The organism is Nakamurella leprariae (assembly GCF_016918035.1).
In the GTDB taxonomy this organism is placed as follows: Bacteria; Actinomycetota; Actinomycetes; order Mycobacteriales; family Nakamurellaceae; genus Nakamurella; species Nakamurella leprariae.
On sequence record NZ_JAERWK010000006.1, the window covers coordinates 98,440 to 118,508 of the forward strand.

General features: G+C 71.7%; 17 protein-coding genes and 2 pseudogenes. 11 read left to right on the forward strand and 8 right to left on the reverse strand.

Translation table 11 applies throughout. The features are described 5' to 3' along the window. The first annotated feature begins 116 nt into the window (after positions 1 to 116). Positions 117 to 622, forward strand: a pseudogene (locus JL106_RS22395) (metallophosphoesterase family protein). Here the strand turns inward: JL106_RS22395 and JL106_RS21935 are convergent. The 4 genes from JL106_RS21935 to JL106_RS04565 form a co-directional block, all read right to left on the reverse strand. Beyond that, complete coding sequence (locus JL106_RS21935) at positions 612 to 1,763, reverse strand: polysaccharide deacetylase family protein (RefSeq protein ID WP_205259510.1); 1,152 nt, start codon at positions 1,761 to 1,763, stop codon at positions 612 to 614. The pseudogene JL106_RS22395 and the gene JL106_RS21935 overlap by 11 nt on opposite strands. A gap of 626 nt (positions 1,764 to 2,389) precedes the next feature. Next, the gene (locus tag JL106_RS04555; RefSeq protein WP_205259511.1) at positions 2,390 to 3,265 is read right to left on the reverse strand and encodes an MBL fold metallo-hydrolase; all 876 of its coding nucleotides are present in this window, start codon (positions 3,263 to 3,265) and stop codon (positions 2,390 to 2,392) included. 34 nt (positions 3,266 to 3,299) lie between these two features. Then, on the reverse strand, positions 3,300 to 4,259 hold the full coding sequence (locus tag JL106_RS04560; protein ID WP_205259512.1) for a fumarylacetoacetate hydrolase family protein: 960 nt from the start codon (positions 4,257 to 4,259) through the stop codon (positions 3,300 to 3,302). Further along, positions 4,259 to 5,509 carry an LLM class flavin-dependent oxidoreductase gene (locus JL106_RS04565; protein WP_205259513.1) on the reverse strand — a complete coding sequence of 417 codons (1,251 nt, stop codon included), beginning with the start codon at positions 5,507 to 5,509 and terminating at the stop codon, positions 4,259 to 4,261. Before JL106_RS04565 ends, JL106_RS04560 begins: the two co-directional genes overlap by 1 nt. A 233-nt stretch (positions 5,510 to 5,742) precedes the next feature. Between JL106_RS04565 and JL106_RS04570 the strand changes: the two genes are divergently transcribed. Further along, entirely contained in the window at positions 5,743 to 6,714 is a 972-nt protein-coding gene (locus JL106_RS04570) for an AraC family transcriptional regulator (RefSeq protein WP_205259514.1), read from the forward strand. Between the two features lie 46 nt (positions 6,715 to 6,760). Here JL106_RS04570 and JL106_RS04575 read toward each other — a convergent pair whose 3' ends face one another. Then, on the reverse strand, positions 6,761 to 7,549 hold the full coding sequence (locus JL106_RS04575; protein WP_205259515.1) for an IclR family transcriptional regulator: 789 nt from the start codon (positions 7,547 to 7,549) through the stop codon (positions 6,761 to 6,763). A gap of 192 nt (positions 7,550 to 7,741) precedes the next feature. Here JL106_RS04575 and JL106_RS04580 point away from each other — a divergent pair, with 192 nt between their 5' ends. From JL106_RS04580 to JL106_RS04620, 9 genes are all read left to right on the forward strand, one after another. Next, complete coding sequence (locus JL106_RS04580; RefSeq protein ID WP_205259516.1) at positions 7,742 to 8,374, forward strand: hypothetical protein; 633 nt, start codon at positions 7,742 to 7,744, stop codon at positions 8,372 to 8,374. Next, positions 8,371 to 9,939, forward strand: coding sequence for an FGGY-family carbohydrate kinase (locus tag JL106_RS04585; protein WP_205259517.1), 1,569 nt, complete (start codon positions 8,371 to 8,373; stop codon positions 9,937 to 9,939). Before JL106_RS04580 ends, JL106_RS04585 begins: the two co-directional genes overlap by 4 nt. Further along, entirely contained in the window at positions 9,936 to 10,850 is a 915-nt protein-coding gene (locus JL106_RS04590) for a phosphotriesterase family protein (RefSeq protein ID WP_205259518.1), read from the forward strand. Before JL106_RS04585 ends, JL106_RS04590 begins: the two co-directional genes overlap by 4 nt. Then, a complete protein-coding gene (locus tag JL106_RS04595; protein ID WP_205259519.1) occupies positions 10,847 to 11,512 on the forward strand; it encodes an HAD family hydrolase in 666 nt (221 codons plus the stop codon). Before JL106_RS04590 ends, JL106_RS04595 begins: the two co-directional genes overlap by 4 nt. Before the next feature lie 75 nt (positions 11,513 to 11,587). Then, on the forward strand, positions 11,588 to 13,060 hold the full coding sequence (locus JL106_RS04600) for an MFS transporter (RefSeq protein ID WP_205259520.1): 1,473 nt from the start codon (positions 11,588 to 11,590) through the stop codon (positions 13,058 to 13,060). Beyond that, positions 13,057 to 13,875, forward strand: coding sequence for an SDR family NAD(P)-dependent oxidoreductase (locus JL106_RS04605; RefSeq protein WP_205259521.1), 819 nt, complete (start codon positions 13,057 to 13,059; stop codon positions 13,873 to 13,875). Before JL106_RS04600 ends, JL106_RS04605 begins: the two co-directional genes overlap by 4 nt. Beyond that, positions 13,875 to 14,720: a transketolase gene (locus JL106_RS04610; RefSeq protein WP_205259522.1), complete on the forward strand. Its 846-nt coding sequence runs from the start codon at positions 13,875 to 13,877 to the stop codon at positions 14,718 to 14,720. The genes JL106_RS04605 and JL106_RS04610 overlap by 1 nt, the downstream gene beginning before the upstream one ends. Further along, entirely contained in the window at positions 14,713 to 15,702 is a 990-nt protein-coding gene (locus JL106_RS04615) for a transketolase family protein (RefSeq protein WP_205259523.1), read from the forward strand. The genes JL106_RS04610 and JL106_RS04615 overlap by 8 nt, the downstream gene beginning before the upstream one ends. Next, a complete protein-coding gene (locus JL106_RS04620) occupies positions 15,699 to 16,859 on the forward strand; it encodes an iron-containing alcohol dehydrogenase (RefSeq protein ID WP_205259524.1) in 1,161 nt (386 codons plus the stop codon). The genes JL106_RS04615 and JL106_RS04620 overlap by 4 nt, the downstream gene beginning before the upstream one ends. A 98-nt stretch (positions 16,860 to 16,957) precedes the next feature. Here the strand turns inward: JL106_RS04620 and JL106_RS20700 are convergent. From JL106_RS20700 to JL106_RS04630, 3 genes and pseudogenes are all read right to left on the reverse strand, one after another. After that, positions 16,958 to 17,728 (reverse strand): annotated as a pseudogene (locus JL106_RS20700) (carbohydrate ABC transporter permease); the annotation flags it as partial. Beyond that, positions 17,728 to 18,690, reverse strand: coding sequence for a carbohydrate ABC transporter permease (locus JL106_RS04625; RefSeq protein WP_205259525.1), 963 nt, complete (start codon positions 18,688 to 18,690; stop codon positions 17,728 to 17,730). The gene JL106_RS04625 and the pseudogene JL106_RS20700, both read right to left, overlap by 1 nt. Next, a complete protein-coding gene (locus JL106_RS04630; protein WP_205259526.1) occupies positions 18,687 to 20,039 on the reverse strand; it encodes an ABC transporter substrate-binding protein in 1,353 nt (450 codons plus the stop codon). Before JL106_RS04630 ends, JL106_RS04625 begins: the two co-directional genes overlap by 4 nt. Between the last annotated feature and the right edge of the window lie 30 nt (positions 20,040 to 20,069).

The following is a 20,069-nucleotide window of genomic DNA, read 5'->3' on the forward strand; positions in this document are numbered from 1 at the left end:
GGTCCCGACGGGTGCACACTGATCGTCGCCCCAGGCGGCCGACCGGGAGGAGCGTCATGGTGGAGCGGGACGAGACCGTGCACTCCGAGCAGGATCTCGCCGACACCGGGGCTTCGGTGGCGGTGACCGTGCTGTCCGACACGCACCTGCCCACCCGGGCCAAGGACCTGCCCGCCGCACTGTGGGCCGACATCGACCGGGCCGACCTGGTCGTGCACGCCGGTGACTGGGTGGGCGCCGACCTGCTGGACCTGCTGCAGTCGCGTTCCCGCCGGCTGCTCGGGTCGCCGGCAACAACGACGGTCCGGAGCTGCACCGGCGACTGCCAGAGGTGGCCCGCGCGACGGTCGGCGGGGTGCGGGTGGCGGTGATCCACGAGACCGGCCAGAAGGCGGGGCGGGAGCGGCGGGCCGACGCCGACTTCCCGGACACCGACCTGCTGGTCTTCGGCCACAGTCACATCCCCTGGGACACCGTCAGTCCCGCCGGCATGCGGCTGCTCAATCCGGGGTCGCCGACCGATCGGCGCCGGCAACCCACCGGGACCTGGCTGACCCTGGCGCTGGCCGGTGGCGTGGTACAGGACCTGCAGTGGCACCACGTGCCGCCGGTCAGTCGCTGACCGGGAATCCCAGCGCCTCGCGCAGCGTCAGCACTGGCACGTCCAGCTCGACGATGCGGTCGAGCAACGCCCGGAACGCGTCGGCCGGAGTGTCCAACGGGGTGAGCGCGGCGCCGCCCGCGGCGACCAACCCGTGGAACGTGAGCACCGTCCACGCCCGGTGGGCCATCGCCCGATCGATCTCGGCGGCCAGCGCGGCCCCGTCCGGATGGGTGGACGGCATGACCAACACGGTGCGGATCCGGTCGGGTTCGGTCGGCGGCCAGGTCTCGGTGAGCGCTGCGTAGGCGCTGCGCACCCCGGTGAAGTGCCGCAGCGCGTGCGCGCCTGCCTCGGCCGACCACCAGCCGCCCGGATAGGCGAAGGTGTCGGCCGTCCACCCCATCTCGGCGTGCTGCCGGCGCAGCTCGGTGAACTCGTGCTCACGCTGCTGCTCGGTCATCCGCGCCGAGCCCAGCTGGTGCGTCTCGTCGGTCAGCGCGTGGGCGGTGACTTCCCACCCCTGCGCGATCATCTCGTCGACGTCCCGGCGGGACAGGTGCTCCGGACCGGTGTCCAGCCGGCCGAGGATGGGTACCACCGAGCCGCGCAGTGACCGCTCGGCCAGCTCGGGCAGGGCGACGGTGGCCTGGCTGGCGAAGCTGTCGTCGAAGGTCAGGGTGAGCAGGCCGCGTGGGAAGCGCGACGGCTCGGGCATCGAGCCCATGCCGGAGATCTCGGCGGTCGACGGCCCCTTGGCGGTCAGTCCGACCGTCACGCCGGTGACGGCGGTCCGGTCGGGTCGGCCGTCGAGCGTGACGTCGGCGAAGGACAGCGTGAGCACGGCCTCCTGACCGTCGCACAGCAGCGGCGGCCGGTCCGGGCCACCGAGCGCATCCGGGAGCACCCGCCACACGAAGGCGCCGTCGCCGGCGGTCAGCCGCACCGTCAGGTCGACCAACTCGTCGGCCCCGGTCAGCCGGACCCGCACGGCCGGGGACCGGCCGGTGAGATCCGTCGCGGCGTGCGACCAGGACGTCGAGGCCGGGACCCGCGCATCCGCGGTCAGCCGGATCGCCCGCGCCCGGCTGGGCGCGCCGGGGCCGGCGGTCCAGGTCAGCTCGGGACGGGGCGGAGCCGGCGGCGGCGCGAGGTCGGTCACCCGGTCAGTGGCGCACGCCGGCGTTGCCGGGTGCGGTCGGACGCGGGTCGGGGACATTGCGCCGGTCAGCGCGCGTTCGCCCTTCCACTCCGTGTGCCGGCCATGCCGTTCCGCCCGTGGTCGACCGGTGCGACGATGATCCGGCGCGGCCGCGAGGCGCGATCGGATCGGACGGCCGGGAGGTGCACTGCGGGCGCAGATCATGCGCAACAACGTGGACGCGGTCATGGGCGTCATCCGCTTCCGGTACAGCCGCACCGGTCACGGCGAGGTGGTGGCCGACAGCCGCAGCGGCACCCCCACGCTCGATGAGCTGATCGGCGACGATCCATCAGCCCTCGCCGCGCTGGCGACGCTGCGAGCGGACGGCGTCCCGGTCACGGTGACGCACCGCCCCGCACCGACCATCCGCCGGATCTGCGAGATCCGGGCCGCCCTGACCCTGCGCCGCGCGGACGGCAGTGGCGTGAGCCTGTTGTCGGTCCCCGACCTGGACGCCGGCGTCATCAGGCTGTCGACCGCCTCAGCCGACATCGAGCTCGTCCGTGCCGCGATGGCACGGTTCGGTCGTGACGTCCTGGTCGAGGACGACGACCTGCCGATCACTCTGCTGGAGCCCGCGCCGGTCAGGAGCGCGCCGGCTCCGGCTGCGCCGCCGTGTACCGGTCCCAGAGCGACCCGGCGTTGGCGGTGCGGATGTACGGCTCCATCGACTCCAGCCCGACGTCGACCGGCGAGCGGTCGAGATCCGCGAGTCGGTCGATCGTCTCCTGCCGGGACCAGCCCCGGGCGACCGCGTCGGCGGCGGCGTGCATCCAGGCCAGCAGCACTGCGCGCTGCGCCGCGACGGCGCCCAGGGTGGTCACCGGGCCGTGCCCGGGCACCACGACATCGACGTCCAGCGCGGCGATCCGGTCCAGCGCGACCAGCCACCCGTCGAGATCCGACGTCATCAGCCAGGTCCGGCACTCGCTGAAGATGGTGTCACCGGTGAACACCACCCGCTCCTGCGGCACCACCACGGCCAGCTGCCCGGGGGTGTGGCCGGGGGTGTGCAGCAGCTCGAAGGTGTGGTCACCGACGTGCAGGGTGGCGTCGCCGGTGAGCACGATCGAGCCCTTGTTCGGATCGGCGAAATAGGTTTCCCGATCGGGGAAGTGGGCCAACGCCGCCGGATCGTGGGTGTGCACCGACTCCAGCGCGAACTCGTACGAGTCCAGCCCGGGCCGGACCTCCATGAAGTTGTCGTACACGCCCTGGTGCAGCACCACCTCCCCGGCACCGCGGAACCACCAGTTGCCGAAGATGTGGTCGACGTGGTGCTCGGTGTTCACGATGAACCGGATGGGACCGAGCGCCTCGGCCCGCCGGCGCAGCTCGACGGCATGGGTCGGCAGCTGCGGCGTGTCGACGACGACCACGCCCCCGGCGGTGCGGACCAGGCTGGGATTGCAGCCCTTGAGCGTGGTGTCGGTCCAGACATTGTCGGTCAGCTGCTGCACGTGCCGTCTCCTTCCGGCTGCCGCACGATCCTCGTCACCGCCCGGACGCCCGCCCGGACGCGGCCCGGGCGGGCAGCGGGATGACGTCGGCACCGGCGCGGATCGTCGCGTCGATCGAGCCGATGCTCTCGACGGCGAGGTGGACCTCGTCCCCGGGTCGCAGCCACGGGTAGGCCGCGGCCCCGTGCACCCTGGCCAGCTCCAGGATGCAGCCGGTACCGACCGTGCCGCTGCCGATCACGTCGCCGGGCAGCAGCGTCGTCCCACGCGACGCATAGGCCAGCATCTCCCCGAACGACCAGTACAGCTCGGCGAGACTGCCCCTGCTGTAGGGCATTCCGTTCACCGACGCGGTCATGGCCAGGTCGAAGCCGTTGTCGCGGCGGAACGGTTCCAGCTCGTCCGGGGTGACCAGGTACCCGCTGAAGCTGGTGGCGGTGTCCTTGCCCTTGGCCGGGCCGAGCGACTGCAGCATCTCGTGTTCCTGCAGGTCCCGGGCGCTCCAGTCGCACAGCACGACGTACCCGGCGATGTGCTGCTCGGCCCGGTCCGGGTGCAGATCGGATCCGGCCCGGCCGATCACCGCCGCCACCTCGAGTTCGTAGTCGAAGGCGGCGGATCCCGGGGCGATCGGCACCGGCTCGTACGGTCCCCGGGTCGCGGCCGGGTTGGTGAAGTAGAAGACGGGCGCCTCGTACCACCCGGGGTCGACCTCCCGGCCCAGCGCTCGCATCGAGGTGACCACGTGGTTCTCGAAGGCCATGAAGTCACGGATGGATGGTGGCCGCGGGATCGGCGCGAGCAGCCGCACCTCGTCCGGCGACACGACCTCGGCCGGATCGGCCAGCGCCGAGCTGGCCGCGCCCTCCAGGCCGACCCCGGCCAGCAGCTCGGCCAGGGATGCGTTGCCGCGCACGCCGCGCAGCTCGCCCTCGTGCAGCAACCCGATCCGCGGACCGACGGACCTCGCCGAGCGGTAGGTGGCCCAGCGCATCAGGCGGTCGGTTCCAGGCTGGCGGCGGTCAACCCGAACTCCGGCATGATCTCGGTGGCGAACAGCTCCAGGGTGCGCAGGCCCTCGTCCCGTGGGATGAGGCCCCAGTGGAACAGCCACACCAGGTAGTCCAGGGGGATGTGCTCCAGCAGCCGTTCCAGTTGCCGCTTCACGTCGTCGACGGTGCCACCCAGCAACAGGCCGCTGTCCAGCAGCCGGTCGGCCAGGTGCTCACCGGGCTTGGGCACGGGTCCCTCCTCGCCGGGCAGCCGTGCGCCCTCCATGAAGCCGAACTGCTCGTACCAGCCGTGCCAGACCGGGCGCTCGTACCTGTCCACCGCGGCGTACAGCTCGGCCTTGGAGTCCGCGAAGTGGATGGTGCGGCAGAGCCCGATGCCCTGCCCCCAGGGCACGTCCCGCCCGCGCGACGCCGCCCCCTCCTGGTACATCCGGGCCAGCAGGTCCACCGTCTCGAGCGGGCCGGCCAGGATCGTCGGCGTCACGTCCTCCTCCCCGCACCAGCGCAGCGTCCCCGGGCTGGCCCCGAACGCCTGGAACAGCTGCGGGTGCGGCGACGTGTACGGCTTGGGGCACACCGAGACGGCGCGCACCGTGCCGTCCTCGTCGACCTCGCCGGGGGCGCCGTACGGCAGCGTCGTGGTCCGGGTCGGCGGCCAGTCCGGGATGCCCGACCGCGGGTACGGCACCTGGTACGTCGGACCGTCGTAGGTCAGCAGCTCGTCGGTCCACGCCTGCTTCATGATCGCGTAGTGCTCGTTGAACAGCACCCGGTTGCGCTGGTCGGCCTCGGACTGGTCGGACGCGGTGGACTGGACCTGGAAGGTCTGGCCGATGATGTTCTGCCAGCGCGCCTGGTAGCCGCGGGCCATGCCGACGAACAGTCGGCCCTTGAGCATGTGGTCGACGATCGCGATCTCCTCGGCCAGCCGGATCGGATCGTGCGTGGGCAGCACCAGGCCGAGCTGGCCGTGCATCAGCCGCCGGGTGAACTGCCCGAGGTACAGGTTGAGCATGAGCGGCGCGGGCGACAGTTCGAGGCCCTCGGAGTGCAGGTGGTGCTCGACGTGCGTGATGCCCCAGTAGCCGAGCTCGTCGGCCGCCTGCACGAGCTCGACCAGTCCTTCGAGCATCTGGGTGTAGGCGGCGACGTCACGGCCGATGGGCCGCAGCCTGGCCATCGCATCGGTGTCGCCGACGGTCGGGTACACCTGCAGGATCACATCGGTCATGGCTCGTCCCTCGTCGTCGAGTGGTCTGCCGCCAGACGCTAGGACCGCGGCCACCGGCCCACCACCCGGTGTGCGCGGCGTCCTGACCGTTTCGCGCTGACCGTTCCGCCCTTCCGCGCAGTGGCCGGGGTCGCGGGGCGGCGCTAGCCTGCCCGGCGTCGGGGGTCCGTGTGCCGCCGGAGAGCGGAGGTGGCGACATCCCAGCCGGAGCCGCAGCGCTGATCGCTGCCCCGATGACCCCGTCGATCCCGCGGCGGACCGCCGACCCGGACGAGGCGCAGGACATCGTCCGCCAGGTCTACGTCCCGCACCGACTGGCCTCTCCGCGGACCGGTCGGCTGGCCTTCGAACTGGAGTCGCACGCGTCGGGCTCGGTCACGCTGGGCCGTCTCCGGTACGGCGCCGACGTGGAACTGACCGTCCCGCCCATGGCCTCGGCGTACCACGTGAACCTGCCGGTGCGGGGGCGGTTCACCGCACGGCAGCCCGCTGAGGAGGTGGCCGGCGGCGTCCGCGCGCGGGCGGTGGTCTTCGACCCGGACCTGCCGCACGTCGCCGCCTGGGCCGCCGACGCCGTCGTGTTCGCGCTCAAGGTCGACCGGCGCGCGCTGCTCACCCACGCCGGCGGCCTGCTGGGCGCCGATCCGCCGGCGGCGATCCGGTTCCCGCTCGGCTTCGAGCTGACCAGCCCGGCCGGGCAGAGCCTGCTGGCCGCGGTGCGCTTCCTGTGGCAGGAACTGCGGCGGGACGGCGGGGTGGCCAGCAGCCCGATCCTGCGCGCCCAGCTCGAGGGCTTCCTGCTGACCCAGCTGCTCACCGGCATCCCGAACGACGTGCGCGAGGTCCTGGTGCGGCCGGCGCGGCGGCCCGGCCGGGACCACGTGGCCCGGGTCGTCGACCACGTGCAGGCCCACCCCGAACAGGCCCTCTCGCTGGCCGACCTGGCCCGCATCGGTGCGGTCGGGGCCCGGGCGCTGCAGGAGGGGTTCCGGGCGGAGTTCGGGATGTCGCCGACCGCCTACCTGCGGTCGGTCCGGCTCGAGCGGGTGCACGCCGACCTGCTGGCCGCTCCAGCCGGGGCGACGGTCACCGCGGTCGCGACCCGCTGGGGCTTCGCCCATCTGAGCCGGTTCGCCGAGCAGTACCGGCGCCGGTTCGGGCAGGCGCCGTCGGCGACGCTGCACCGGGCGGTCACCACGCAGTGACGAACGAGGTCAGGCCGCGGAAGCGGATCCCTGACCCCGCTGCCATTCACGTGTTCCGGTGACCGAGTCGACGGGAGACCACAGCTGCTCCTTCGATCAGGGCGGCCGCCAGCTCGTCGCGGCGTGGTGGCTGGAAGGCACTGAGGAACCCACCGAAGCTGAGCGCCGCGACCGCGCGGCCGGATCGGTCGTGGATGCAGGCCCCGAGTGCGGCGACGCCCGGGGTGACGTCCTCCAGGCTCAGCGCGTAGCCCCGCTCCCGGGTCCGGGCCAGCAACTCGCGGAGTTCGGCCGGGTCCATGGTGTGTCCCAGCGACGTCGTGATCGGGCCGGCCTCCAGCACTCGGGGCAGCAGCGTGTCTTCGAGCTCGGCCAGCAGGGCCAGCGGCGCCCCGCCCACGTGGAGCGGCAGCGACCGGCCCACCGACAGCGTCATCACCCGGACCGGCCGGCTGCTCTCGATGAGGTCCAGGCACACCCCTCGGGTCCCGTCGGGCACCACCAGGTAGACGTTCTCGTCGAAGCGCGCGGCCAGGTCCGACATCACGTGACTCGCCTCGGTGCGCAGGTCGTAACTGCCCAGGACCACCGATGCCAGTTCGAAGACTCGCAGCGTCATCCGGTAGCTGCCCGACGAGGTCCGCTCGATCCAGCCGGTCAGCTCGAGGGTGTCCAGGATGCGGAAGGTCGTCGTGCGTGTGTAGCCGCAGCGCTCGACGACCTCCTGGAGCGTCAGCTGCGGCTGCTCCCGGTCGAACGCCTCCAGCACCCTGGTGGCCTTGACGACCGAGGCGATGTGGTTCTTCGGGTCGATCGTCGGTTCCGGTCGAAGCATCCGCGCCATGGCAACCGTCCGTCCAGGAAGGGCGCGCCGTCGCGCCGGGGTGATTCCGGATTCCGGACGACTGTTCCAGATCGAACCGAGTTCCGCATGTGAGCGTTGACACGCGAGCGATCCATGTGGAACCGTCTCGACGTTCCGGACGGTGGTTCCGGATTCCGGAATCTGCAGCACCGAGGAGCGCCCATGACGGTCGGGACCGTACGCAGCGACCCTTCTCCGGACGGTCTGGACGACCCGGCGTCGGCGGCGTCGGCCCGTGGCCCGGAGGTCACCGGTGCCTGGACGATCACGCTGGACGATCGGGCCACGTTCCGGCGGCCCGGCGGTCCGGCGTCCGGCGACGGGAGCGACGTCTCGGTCGACGGGCTGGCCTCGTTCGACGTCATGGTGGCCAGGTTCGTTGCCGCACCGCAGGTTCCGACGGTCCTGGCCGAGCTGGCCGGTCGCTCGGCCGCGGTGCCGTCCGTCCTGCACCGGCCGCCCCGCCCGGGCAGCGCGGAACCCGGTGTCCTGGTGGGCATGTCCTATCGGACCACGCTCGTGGAGATCCTCGGCGCCGTCCTGGACGGCCTGGCCGCCGACCTGGCCGCCGCGGCCCACGCGCTCGGCGTCGACGGGCCGGTGACGTTGCGGTGCGAGCACCCGGTGGCGCCGGTCGTCGCCGCGGTCCTGGCCGCCATGAGCGGCTCGACGGTCCGGTTGGACCCGGCACGGACGGGGCCCCGCGCCACCGGATCAGGCAGCGAGCACGCCGGCCTGCTGCGCGACATGCGGGTCCCACTCGCGGAACTGGCCCGGGTCGGGGGATCGTCGTGACCGCCCTCGATGTCCTGATCGGCGTCGACAAGGGCACCAGCTCGATCAAGACGATCGCGGTGGACGCCGCCACCGGTCGGACGGTGGCCCAGGCCGGATGCGTCACCCCCAGCTCTCGGCCCGCCGCCGATCGGCACGAGGAGGACTGCGAGGCGACGTGGCTGGCCACGGCCGGGACCATCGCCCGGGTCACCGCGGCGCTGCCCGCCGGTACCACGGTCCTGTCCGTCGGGGTCACCGGGCACATGGGCGGGGTCTGGGCGCTGGACGACCGGGCGCAGCCGGTCGGCCCGGCCATCTGCTGGCCGGACGCGCGCGCCGCCGGGATCCTGGAACGGGTCCGGGCCCAGGACGGCGACCATGCTCGGTCGCTGTACGACATCGGTGGCAACGCCATGATCTCCGGGATGCCGTACCCGTTGCTGGCGTGGCTCAAGGAGCATGATCCGGCGCGGTACGCGCGCATCCGCCACGTGGTCATGGCCAAGGACTTCATCAACCTGCGGCTCACCGGCGTCCTGGCCACCGACGAGTCGGACCTCTCGTTCTGGCCGTGCGACCTGCGGAACCGGACGGTCAGCCCGGAACTCTTCGCGCGCTTCGGGATCCCTGAGGCTCAGGCGTTCGTCCCGCCCGTCAGGGACGGCCGTACGCGGTTGGGCGGAGTGACCGCTGCGGCGGCGGCCCTGACCGGGCTGCCCGTCGGCACTCCCGTCGCCGGCGGCTGCGGAGATGCCGCCGCCAACATGCTCGGCGTCGGAGCCCTCGGGGACGGGCAGGCGACCACCACCCTGGGCACCAGCCTGATGAACGGGACCTCCAGCGCCACCGCGGTCCTGGATCCCGCGGACGTCGGTTTCAGCTTCCTGATGCCGGAGGGCCGCTGGCAGCGGCAGATCACCAACTCGGGCGGCGGCACCCTCTGCCTGGACTGGGTGATGTCCACCTTCTGCGCCGCGACGGGTGACCAGATCGCCCGCGGTGGGACGACACTCGGGGCGGTGGTCGACGCCGCGATGGACGCCACCGTCCCGGGCAACGACGGCCTGCTCTTCCACCCGTACCTGAACACGGCCGGCGCGACGGCGCCGTTCGTCGACGGCAACGCCCGCGGCAGTTTCGTCGGCTTCGGCCCGGACACCACCGCCGACCAGCTGATCCGGGCGGTGCTGGAGGGCACCGCCCTGGCCGTCCGTGACTGCTACGAGGCCATGCCGGTGGCGATCGACGAGATCCGGCTGACCGGCGGCGGTGCCCGCAGTGCACCGTGGTGCCAGACCATCGCTGACGTCCTGCAGAAGCCCATGACGGTGCCGGATGTCGAGGAATCGGGCGCGCTCGGTGCCGCGATGCTCGGCGGCCTGGCGGTGGGCGCCTTCCACGACCTCGACCACGCCGGCAAGGCCCTCGTGCGCCCGGGGTCGGTGTTCCACCCACGGCCGGAGCACGCCGCGGTGCACGACCACGCCTTCGCCACCTACCGGGCCCTCCTGGGCCCGCTCGCCGCCGTCTGGGCGGCATCCGCCGACCACGCCGCTCAGGGCGGCACCGAGGAGCCTTCGTGATCGTCAGGACCGTGCGCGGCGACATCGCCCCATCCGCACTGGGCGTGACCCTGTGCCATGAGCACCTGTTCACCCGCCCCCCGAGCTGGGCCGTCGACCTGGACGACGACATGGTGCTCGACGACGTCGACCGCGCGGTCACCGAGCTCCAGCACTTCGCCGGCGTCGGTGGTGGGGCCCTGATCGAGATGACGACGGCTGACTACGGCCGCGACCCGGTCGGTCTGGCCGCCGCCGCGGCACGGTCCACCGTGCACGTGGTCTCGGCGTCCGGGTACCAGAAGGGCATCTACTACCCGGAGTCGCTGCAGGAGGAGACGGTCGAGTCGCTGACCGCCCGCTTCGTCACCGACATCACCGTCGGCATCGACGGATCCGGGCCACGGTGCGGAGTGCTCAAGTACGGCACCTGCCGCACCGACTTCATCCGCGACGACGAGCAGAAGGTGCAGCGGGCCACGGCGGCGGCGCACCTGGCCACCGGCGTGCCCATCTCGACGCACTGCCAGGCCGGCACGCTCGGCGATGTGCAGGTCGCCGGCTTCCGGTCGGCGGGCGTCGAACCCGGCCGCCTGCTCATCGGGCACGTCGACCGGAACCTGGACTACGACTACATCCGGGGCATCGCGGCGACCGGCGCCTGGCTGGGTTTCGACCACTGGACCAAGCCCAAGTACCCGTCGGACGACCGGCGGATCGAGTTCGTGCATCGCCTGTTCGACGAGGGCTTCACCCGGATCATGGCCTCCGGCGACCTGGGTCGACCCAGCTACCAGCCCAGTTGGGGTGGTACGCCGGGATTCTCAGGCATCCTCGAACAGGTCCGAGCCCGGATGGACGACGCGACGGCGCAGCGTGTCTTCGTCGACAACCCGCGGGAGTTCTTCGCCTTCGAGCCGGTGGCCGCATGACCGCGTCCCGCACCCGCGGCGTCCTGTTCGATCTCGACGGCACGCTGATCGACTCCGGCCGGGCCATCGTGGCGGCGTACCGGCACGCCTTCGAGCACGGACGGGGCGTGCCGTTGCCGGCGCCGCTGGAGGATCCGCACGTACTCATGGCCCCTCGGCCGCACGAGATCTTCACGACCTGGTCCGACGGCGACGCCGACGAACTCGTCGCCCTGTACAGCGAGCACTACCTCGATACCGCCCACCGCCAGGTGGTCGCCTACCCGGCCGCGGTACGGACTCTGGAGGAACTGGACCGCCGTGGGGTGGTGACCGGCATCGTGACCAACAAGTCACGGAGCCGGATGCTGCTGGATCTCGAGTGGGTCGGCATCGACACCTCGCTGCTGCGCTGCATCATCACCGCGGACGACTCCGTCGAACGCAAGCCCGACCCCACCCCGGTGCTGCTCGGCCTGTCCCGAGCCGGCCTGGTTCCGGAGTCCAGCTGGTACGTCGGGGACGGACCCCAGGACGTGCTGGCCGGCCGGGCCGCCGGCGTGCGCACCGCCGGTGCCGGCTACGGCTACTACGGCGCCGCGGCGCTCGAGCCCCATCGACCCGACCTGATGCTCGACGGACCCGAGGACGTGCTCTCGGTCCTGTCCCCGTCCCGGGACTGATCCCGGATCCGGCCGCACGGCCGACCCTCCCTCCGACGCCGGAGCCGACACGGCTCTGCACAGAACGGACGCACGATGAGATCACTGCCGATCGCGTCAGTACGCGACATCAACACCCTCGTCGACACCGAGGACATCCGTACCCGCCGTCACAAGATCCTGCTGCTCCTCGCTCTGGGCGGAATCGCCTTCGAGGCTGCCTTCCTCGCCGTCCTGAGCGCCGGAACCAGCCCGATGACCGAACAACTCGGCCTGTCCGCGAACCAGGTCGGCTCGGTCAGCGCCTACGGCTACGTGGCCACCCTGATCGCCGCTCTCACCTGCGGGTTCCTGGCCGACCGCCTCGGCCGGGTCCGCCTCATGGTGCTGGCCAAGCTGGTCGCGGTGGTCGGCCTGGTCCTGATGGCCACCGCACCCGACTTCCTCATGCTCGTCGTCGGCCGCTGCCTGGCCGGCGCCGCGTACGGCATCGACCTGGGCGTGGCCATGGCCTACCTGGCCGAGTTCCTGCCCAAGGTCCGCCGGCACCTGCTCAACTTCTGGCAGGCCCAGTGGTACATCTCGTCGGTCGTGGCCCTGGTCATCGTGCTCGGGCTGTACCAGGTGGACGTCGGCCTCGACGTCTGGCGTTGGTCGCTGGCCGTCGCCGGTGGCTTCGCCCTGCTCATCACCATCGCACAGATCGCGCTGATGCCGGAGAGTCCGCGCTGGCTGGCCCAGCGCGGCGACCTGCCCCGGCTGCGGCGGTCGCTCAACCAGGTGTACGAGATCGACCCGGTCTTCCCGACCTCGGGCCGCCTGACCGCCGAGCCCACCCGGCCGGACGCCTCCCGGTGGAGCGAGCTGTTCCAGCAGAAGTACCGACGGCGCACGCTGCTGGCCAACGGTGTCACCATGATGCAGGCCCTGCAGTACTACGCGGTCGCCTACTACCTGCCGGTCATCGCGCTCACGTTGTTCGGCGAGGGTTTCGGCGAGGCGATCGTGGGCTCGATCGTCTTCAACGTCTTCGGCATCATCGGCGGCGTCGCCTCGATCTGGGTCGCCCGCCGGCTCGGTGCCCACCACTCCGCGCTGTACGGCTTCGCCGCGGTGGCGGCGACCATCCTGGTGCTGGGTGTCTTCTTCGACAGCATGCCGGTGGCGCTGATGTTCCTGGTGCCGGCGCTGTTCATCTGCTTCCACTCGGCCGGCCCGGGCGTCTCCGGGCTGACCATGGCCGCGATGGCCTACCCCAGCGACCTGCGTGGCCGGGGCGGCCAGGTGGCCACCGTCTCGCAGAGCATCGGTGGCATCGTCGGTCTGTACCTGTTCCCGGTCCTGGTCGACGAGTGGGGCCTGGCCACCACGATCACCGTCTTCACGGTCGTGCCGCTGCTCGGCGTCGCGATCTGCCTGGCCATCCGCTGGGAGCCGTTCACCGAGGGCGAGGGCGACCCCGAGGACGCGGTGGCACTGGAGGCGGCCGCCGAGCTGCATGACCGGCTGGACGACCAGGGCCCGGCCGGCGGCACCCCCGTCCGCCGGGTGGAGGAGCCCACCGCATGAGCACCCCGGACACCTCACGCGTCGCGCTGATCACCGGCGCGGCCCAGGGACTCGGTCTGGCCACGGCGGTCCGTCTCGCCGCGGACGGCTTCCACGTCGTCATGGCCGACATCGACGCCGCAGCCGCGCAGCTCGCCGCCCGCGAGCTGGCCGCGGTCGGCCACACCGCGACGCCGATCTGCGTCGATGTGACCGATGACGGTTCGGTGGCAGCGTGTCTCGAGACAGTACGGGCCACCACAGGACGGCTCGACGTCCTGGTCAACAACGCGGGGATCATCTCGCGCTCGCCCGCCGAATCGTTCGAGTCCGCCCAGTGGGACCGGGAGCTGTCGGTCAACCTGGGCGGGACCATGCGGTGCAGTCGCGCCGCGTACCCGCTGCTCGTCGCGGCTCCGGCCGCCGCCGTCGTCAACCTGGCGTCCGTCGGGTCGACGTTCGGGCTTCCGCACCGCCTGGCCTACAGCACGGCCAAGACCGGCATCGTCGGACTGACCCGGACCCTGGCGGCCGAATGGGGCCGGGTCGGCATCCGGGTCAACGCCGTCGCCCCCGGCTACATGGACACCGCGATGATGCAGTCCGGCTTGGCCGGCGGCACGCTCGACCGCGAGCGGCTGCTGATGCGGACGCCACTCATGCGGTTCGGCCGCGCCCACGAGATCGCCGCTGCCATCTCGTTCCTGGTGTCCCAGGACGCCTCGTTCGTCACCGGTGTGCTGCTGCCGGTGGACGGCGGGATCACCATCGACGGCACCTTCCATGACGACCGACGGCACCGCGAGCCGTCCCCGCCGACCGAACAGGAGATCTGATGACCATCACGGATGTCGGGGACCGCACCGCGGTCACCGGCCACGAGCTGCGCGACCGCGCCTTCCGGCTGCGGCAGCGAATGATGGCGATGGCCGCCGACAAGGGTGAGGGGTACATCGCCCAGGGCTTGGGCATCGCCGACCTGCTGGCGGTCGCCTACTTCCGCCAGTTGCGGTTCGATCCGGCCTGGCCGGACTGGCCCGAGCGTGACCGCTTCGTGCTGTCCACCGGGCACTACTCCATCGCCATGTACGCGGTGCTCGCCGAACTGGGCGTGCTGTCAGAGGAGGACATCGCCACCTACGGCCTCAACGGCAGCGACCTGCCGATGAGCACCTTCGACGAGACGCCCGGTGTCGAGATCACCGGCGGCTCACTGGGTCACGGCCTGGGCCAGGGCGTCGGGATGGCCCTGGGCCTGCGGCTCGACGGTTCCCCCGCCCGTGTGATGGTGGAGCTGTCCGACGGCGAGCTGCAGGAGGGCTCCACCTGGGAGGCCGCCATGTCCGCCGGCAGCTTCGCCCTGGCCAACCTGACTGCGGTGGTCGACTGCAACGGCATCCAGGCCGACGGCCCGATGGTGCTCGCCATGGAGCCGGTGGCCGACAAGTGGCGGGCTTTCGGCTGGGCCGTCGAAGAGGTCGACGGCAACGACATCGACCAACTCTGCCGCGCGTTCGACGCACTGGACGCCCACCCCGACCGGCCCAAGGTGCTCATCGCCCGCACCACCCCGGGCTGCGGGATCCCCACCCTGATGGCCCGGGAACGGGCTCATTTCGTCCGCGTCGCCGAGGGCGAGTGGGCGTCGCTGATCGAGGAACTGGAGGCCGCTCGTGGCTGACGTGCTCAACCGCGCCGGAGGGATGGGCGAGGTCGCCGAAGTCGCCGGCCCGTACGAGATCGCACCGTTCGGCAACGAACTGGTCGCGCTGGGCCGGGAGAACCCGGACATCGTCGGCCTGAGCGCCGACATGTCCAAGTACTCCGACATCGTGCCGTTCATGAAGGAGTTCCCCGAGCGGTACTTCAACGCCGGCGTCGCCGAGCAGAACGCGGTGATGATGGCGGCCGGCCTGGCCAAGGTCGGCAAGATCGCGTTCTGCGCGACGTACGCGGCCTTCCTGTCCCGCCGGGCCCTGGACTTCATCGCCATCGCCTGTGCGCACAGCAAGGCGAACGTCAAGATCGTTGCCGGCTCCCCCGGGCTGGTGAATCCCTACGGCGCCACCCACCAGTCGCTCGAGGATCTGGTCGTCATGCGCAGCGTGCCGGACCTGACCGTCATCGACCCGTGTGACGCCGTCGAGCTGCGGCACGTGGTCCGGGCCGCCGCGGCGACGCCGGGCACGTTCTACATCCGCAACCTGCGTGGCAAGGTTCCCGTCGTCTTCGACGAGCAGGACTTCACCTTCGAGATCGGCAAGGCCCGACTGCTGCGGGACGGCACCGACGTCGCCGTGCTGAGCACCGGGTTCATGACCGAGCGCGCGCTCAAGGCGGCGGACGCCGCGCGGGCCGCGGACGTGTCGGCCGCCGTGCTGCACATCCCGACCATCAAGCCGCTCGACGAGGCGGCCGTGCTGGACGTCGCCGCCCGGGTCGGCCGCGTCATCGTGATCGAGAATGGTCTGCGCTCGGGTGGTCTCGGGTCGGCGGTGACTGAGCTGGTGCACGACACCGGGCTGGACACGCCGATCACCCGCATCGGGCTGCACGACCGGTTCCACCCCTGCGCAGCCCAGTGGTACAACGAGCGCGAGTTCGGGTTGGACCAGGACGCCATCACCGGCGCCGTGATCACCGGCGTCTGGTCGGGCCGGTGAGCCCTCCGGGGGACACGGACGCACCGCCGGCGAGGAGCCCTGGGTACCGGCAGTTCGCCGGGCCCCGGCGGTACGTGCAAGGTCCCGGCCTGCTGGACCGTCTCGGGGAGCTGGTGGCCGAGGTGGGCCGGCGTCCGGTGGTACTGGTCGACGGCTTCGTCCACGAGCGACTGGGGGCCCGGCTGGCGACGGCCATGGCACCTCCGGACGGGGCCCGGTCCGGTCCGGACGCCGCCCCGATCGTGGCGTGCTCGGGTGAGGTGACCCGGGCCAACATCGCCGCGCTGGTCGCCGAGTTCGGCGACCGGCAATCCGGCGAGCCGTTCGACGTCGTGGTCGGTGTCGGTGGCGGCAAGACGCTGGACCTGGCCAAGGGCGTGGCGATCGCCCTCGGCGCGGAGATGGTCACCTGCCCGACCATCGCGTCCAACGACGGCCCGACGGCCCGGGTGGTCGCCGTCTACGACGAGTCGCACGTGCTGCGGGAGCTCGATGCGCTGCCGTGGAACCCGGCGTGCGTGGTGGTGGACACGGCGGTCATCGCTCAGGCGCCCGTCGACTTCCTGCGCTCGGGCATCGGCGACGCCCTGGCCAAGCGCTTCGAGGCGAGGGGGACGCTGGCCGGGACGGGGCTCACCACCCAGGGCACACGCCCGTTGCTCATCGGCAGGGTCATCGCCGACGGGTGCTACCAGGTGCTGGCCGACCACGCCGCGGACGCGGTGGCGGCGGTCGCCGAAGGCCGACTCACCCCGGCGGTGGAAGCCGTCGTGGAGGCCGTGGTGCTGATGTCGGGCATCGGCTACGAGAACGGAGGCCTGTCCGTCGCGCACTGCATGACGCGGGGGCTGATGGCCGGACGAGGCACCGCCGACCACCTGCACGGGTACCACGTCGCGTACGGCCTCCTGGTTCAGCTCGCCCTGGAACGGCAGCCCGATCAGGTGGTGGGCGAGGTCACCCGGCTGCTGCGCGTCGTCGGGCTGCCCACCTCGCTGGGCGAACTCGGCATGGGCGACCCGACCGAGGCCGAGATCGGCGCGCTCGCCACCGCCACCGCGAAGGCGCCGCACGTGCGCAACACCAGCGCCGAGGTCACCGCCGCGACGGTGGCCGCGGCCATCCGCTCGGTCGAGGGCTGGTCCGCCGCACGATGACCCGGTTCGGGCCTGCCGGATCGACGCCCACGGCGGCGAACCGGCGGCGGCGGGTCGACCGCGCACATCAGCCCCGACCCCGACAACCCCGCCACGAACCAGCGCTGCAGCAGCACGAACATCACCAGCAGCGGCACACTGGACAGCAACGCCATGGCCATCATCCCGCCGTAGTCGGCGTCGTACTGGCTCTGCAGGTACCGCAGCGCCACCGGGAGCGTGTACAGGTCCGGGTCGCGCAGGGCGATGAGCGGCCACAGGAAGTCGTTCCACTGCGTCATGAACGCCAGCAGGGTCATCACCGCCAGCAGCGGACGGGACAGCGGCAGCACGACCCGGCGGAACGCCCCGAGCGTGGTGCAGCCGTCCACCCTCGCTGCGTCGACCAGCTCGTCCGGCACGGCCAGGAAGAACTGCCGGGCCAGGAACACGCCGAGCGCGGTCGAGGCCGACGGCAGGATCACCGCCCAGAAGAAGCCGACCAGGCCGAGGGCCGAGACCACCTGGAACTGCGGGATGATCACCGCCTGGCTGGGCACCATCAGCGTGGCCAGCACCGCGACGAGCGCGATCGTGCGGCCGCGGAACCGCAGCTTGGCCAGCGCGTACCCGGCCAGCAGGTTCACCGTCACCGACAGCACCGTGGTCAGACCCGCCACCAGCAGCGCGTTGCCGAACCACCGCGCGATCGGGAACGTCTCGAACAGGTCGGTGAAGTTGGCCAGCGTCCACTGACCCGGCCACAGGCTGGCCCCGCCGTTGAACAGCAGGTCCCGCGGCGTGAACGCGACCACCAGCATCGCGTACAGGGGAAGGGCGAAGACGACGGCGACGACGGTGCAGACCGTCACCCGGACCCAGGTCGGCATCAGCGCTCCCGCCGGCGGTTGGTGCGGAGCTGCACGGCGGTGATGACCAGCGTGAGCAGGAACAGGACGATGCCGACGGTGGCGCCGTAGCCGAAGTTCCGGGCCGGGCCGAACCCCTGGTTGTAGGCGTAGGTGACCAGCATGGTGGTCGAGTAGCCCGGTCCACCGTTGGTCATCACGTAGACGATGTCGAAGATCTGGAACGACCAGATCATGTTGATGACGACGAGGAAGAACGTGGTCGGCCGCAAGGTCGGCACGATCATCTTGCGGATCAGCACCCAGGTGTTGGCCCCGTCGACGGTGGCCGCCTCGAGCATCTCCTGGTCCACGTCCTGCAGGGCGGCCAGGTAGATGAGCGTCGCGAACCCGATGCGTGTCCAGAGGACCACCACGATCACCGAGATCATGGCCAGCGTGCCGTTGCTCTGCCACGACACCGGCCCGAGCCCGAGGTCGCGCAGGACGCTGTTGACGATGCCGATCGACTCATCGAACAGCAGCAGGCCGATCAGCGCGACGACCACGGTGCTGACCACCACCGGCAGGTAGACGATGGTGCGGAACACCGTCCGGGCCGGCATGGCCTTGTCCAGCAGCAGCGCCAGGGCCAGGCCGACCACGACGGTGACCGGGACGGTCGCCACCGTGAAGACCAGCGTGTTGATCGTGGCCCGCCAGAACACCGGGTCGCCGAGCAGCCGGGTGATGTTGTCCAGGCCGTTCCAGGTGCCCGGACCGAAGGGCCGCTTGGCCTGGAAGCTCAGCACGAACGCCCAGACCAGCGGCACGAGCAGGAACAGCACGATCAGGATGGCGTTCGGGGCGAGCATGCCCCAGGCGGTACGGGCGTCGCCGCGGCGGGTGTCGGCCCGCCGACCGGGCTCCGGGGCACTCGGGGCCGCAGGCCGCAACGCGTCCTGGCGGGCCGTCGTCCCGACCGGCTTGTCGGTCATCGTCATGACGGGGCCTCCGCCTCGTTGAGCGTGGCGCTCGCGTCGATCTGGTCGGCGATGGCGGCCAGGGTGTCCTCGACCGAGGCGTTGCCGATGAAGCACTGCTCCAGCTCGTCGGCCAGGGTGTTGTTGATCTCCGCGAACGTCGGGGTGGTGACGTCCCGGACGTCGGCGTCGGTGATGGTGCCGATCATGTCGGTGTAGACCGGCATCAACTCGCCGCCGAGCACGAACTCCAGCGGCTGTTCCAGCACCGAGGTCCGGGTCGGCAGCAGCACCGCCGCCTGGCAGAAGTCCCGCATCTGTTCCGGCGCGGCCATGAAGTTCAGGTAGTCGGCGGCCAGATCGGGTTGCACCACCGCGTGGTTGGCCACCAGCGCGTTGCCGCCCAGCTCACTCGCCCGGCGGACGTCCCGCGGCTGATACGTCACCGCGTACCCGAACCGGTCGCCGATGGTCTCGGCGAACGTGGGCAGCAGGAAGTTGCCGGCGAAGACCATGGCCAGCCGGCCTGAAGTGAACAGCGCATCCGGGTAGGTGCTGGCCCGGGTCGACGTCGCCGGCGGCACCCAGCCCCGCTCGAAGAAGGACCGGGTGAACTCCAGGGCCTTGCGGCCCGCGTCGCCGTCCAGCAACCGGGAGGTCTGCAGGTCCTCGGAGTACAGCTGGCCACCGGCCTCGAACAGCCACGTGAGCCAACGGAACGCCCCGAAGGCCTGCCAGTTCACCGCGAACGGGGCCGTGTCCAGCGGGGCCGCGTCCCGGAGCCGGTCGGCGACCTGGCCGAACTCCTCCCACGACCAGGCGTCCTCCGGCCGGTCCGGCACGGTGATGCCCACCGCGTCCAGGGCGTCCGGCCGGTACATCAGCGCCGAGGTGTCGACGTGCTGCGGGACCCCGAACATCCGCCCACCCGAGCTGACCGCCCGCCGGTAGGCCGGGCTCAGGTCGCCGGCCAGTTCGGTGGTGGCGTCGGTGATGTCGAGCAGCTGCCCGGTGGCCGCGTACAGGCCCATGGTCGGGTAGTCGACCCGCCAGATGTCCGGCGCGGTCCCGGCCAGCAGGCCGGAGTCGACGGCGGTGAGCGCCTCGGCGAAGGGCACATAGGTCACCTGCACGGTGATGCCCGGCCGCTGCTGCTCGAACCGGCGGGCCAGGTCCTGGTACAGCTGCCCCTCCACCTCGGTGCCGTAGACCTGGACGGTCAGCCGGTCGCGGACGCCGCCGTCGGTGGACGACACCCGCCGGGTCAGGCCGGCGCAGCCGCTCAGCCCGGCCAGGGCGGTCATCGCCGCCCCCAGGCCTCCGGCCAGGACGGTGCGGCGAGGCAACCGCCGGGGTCCGGCATCGATCATGGTTCCGTCCTCGGGGCTGGTGGGCGGTGC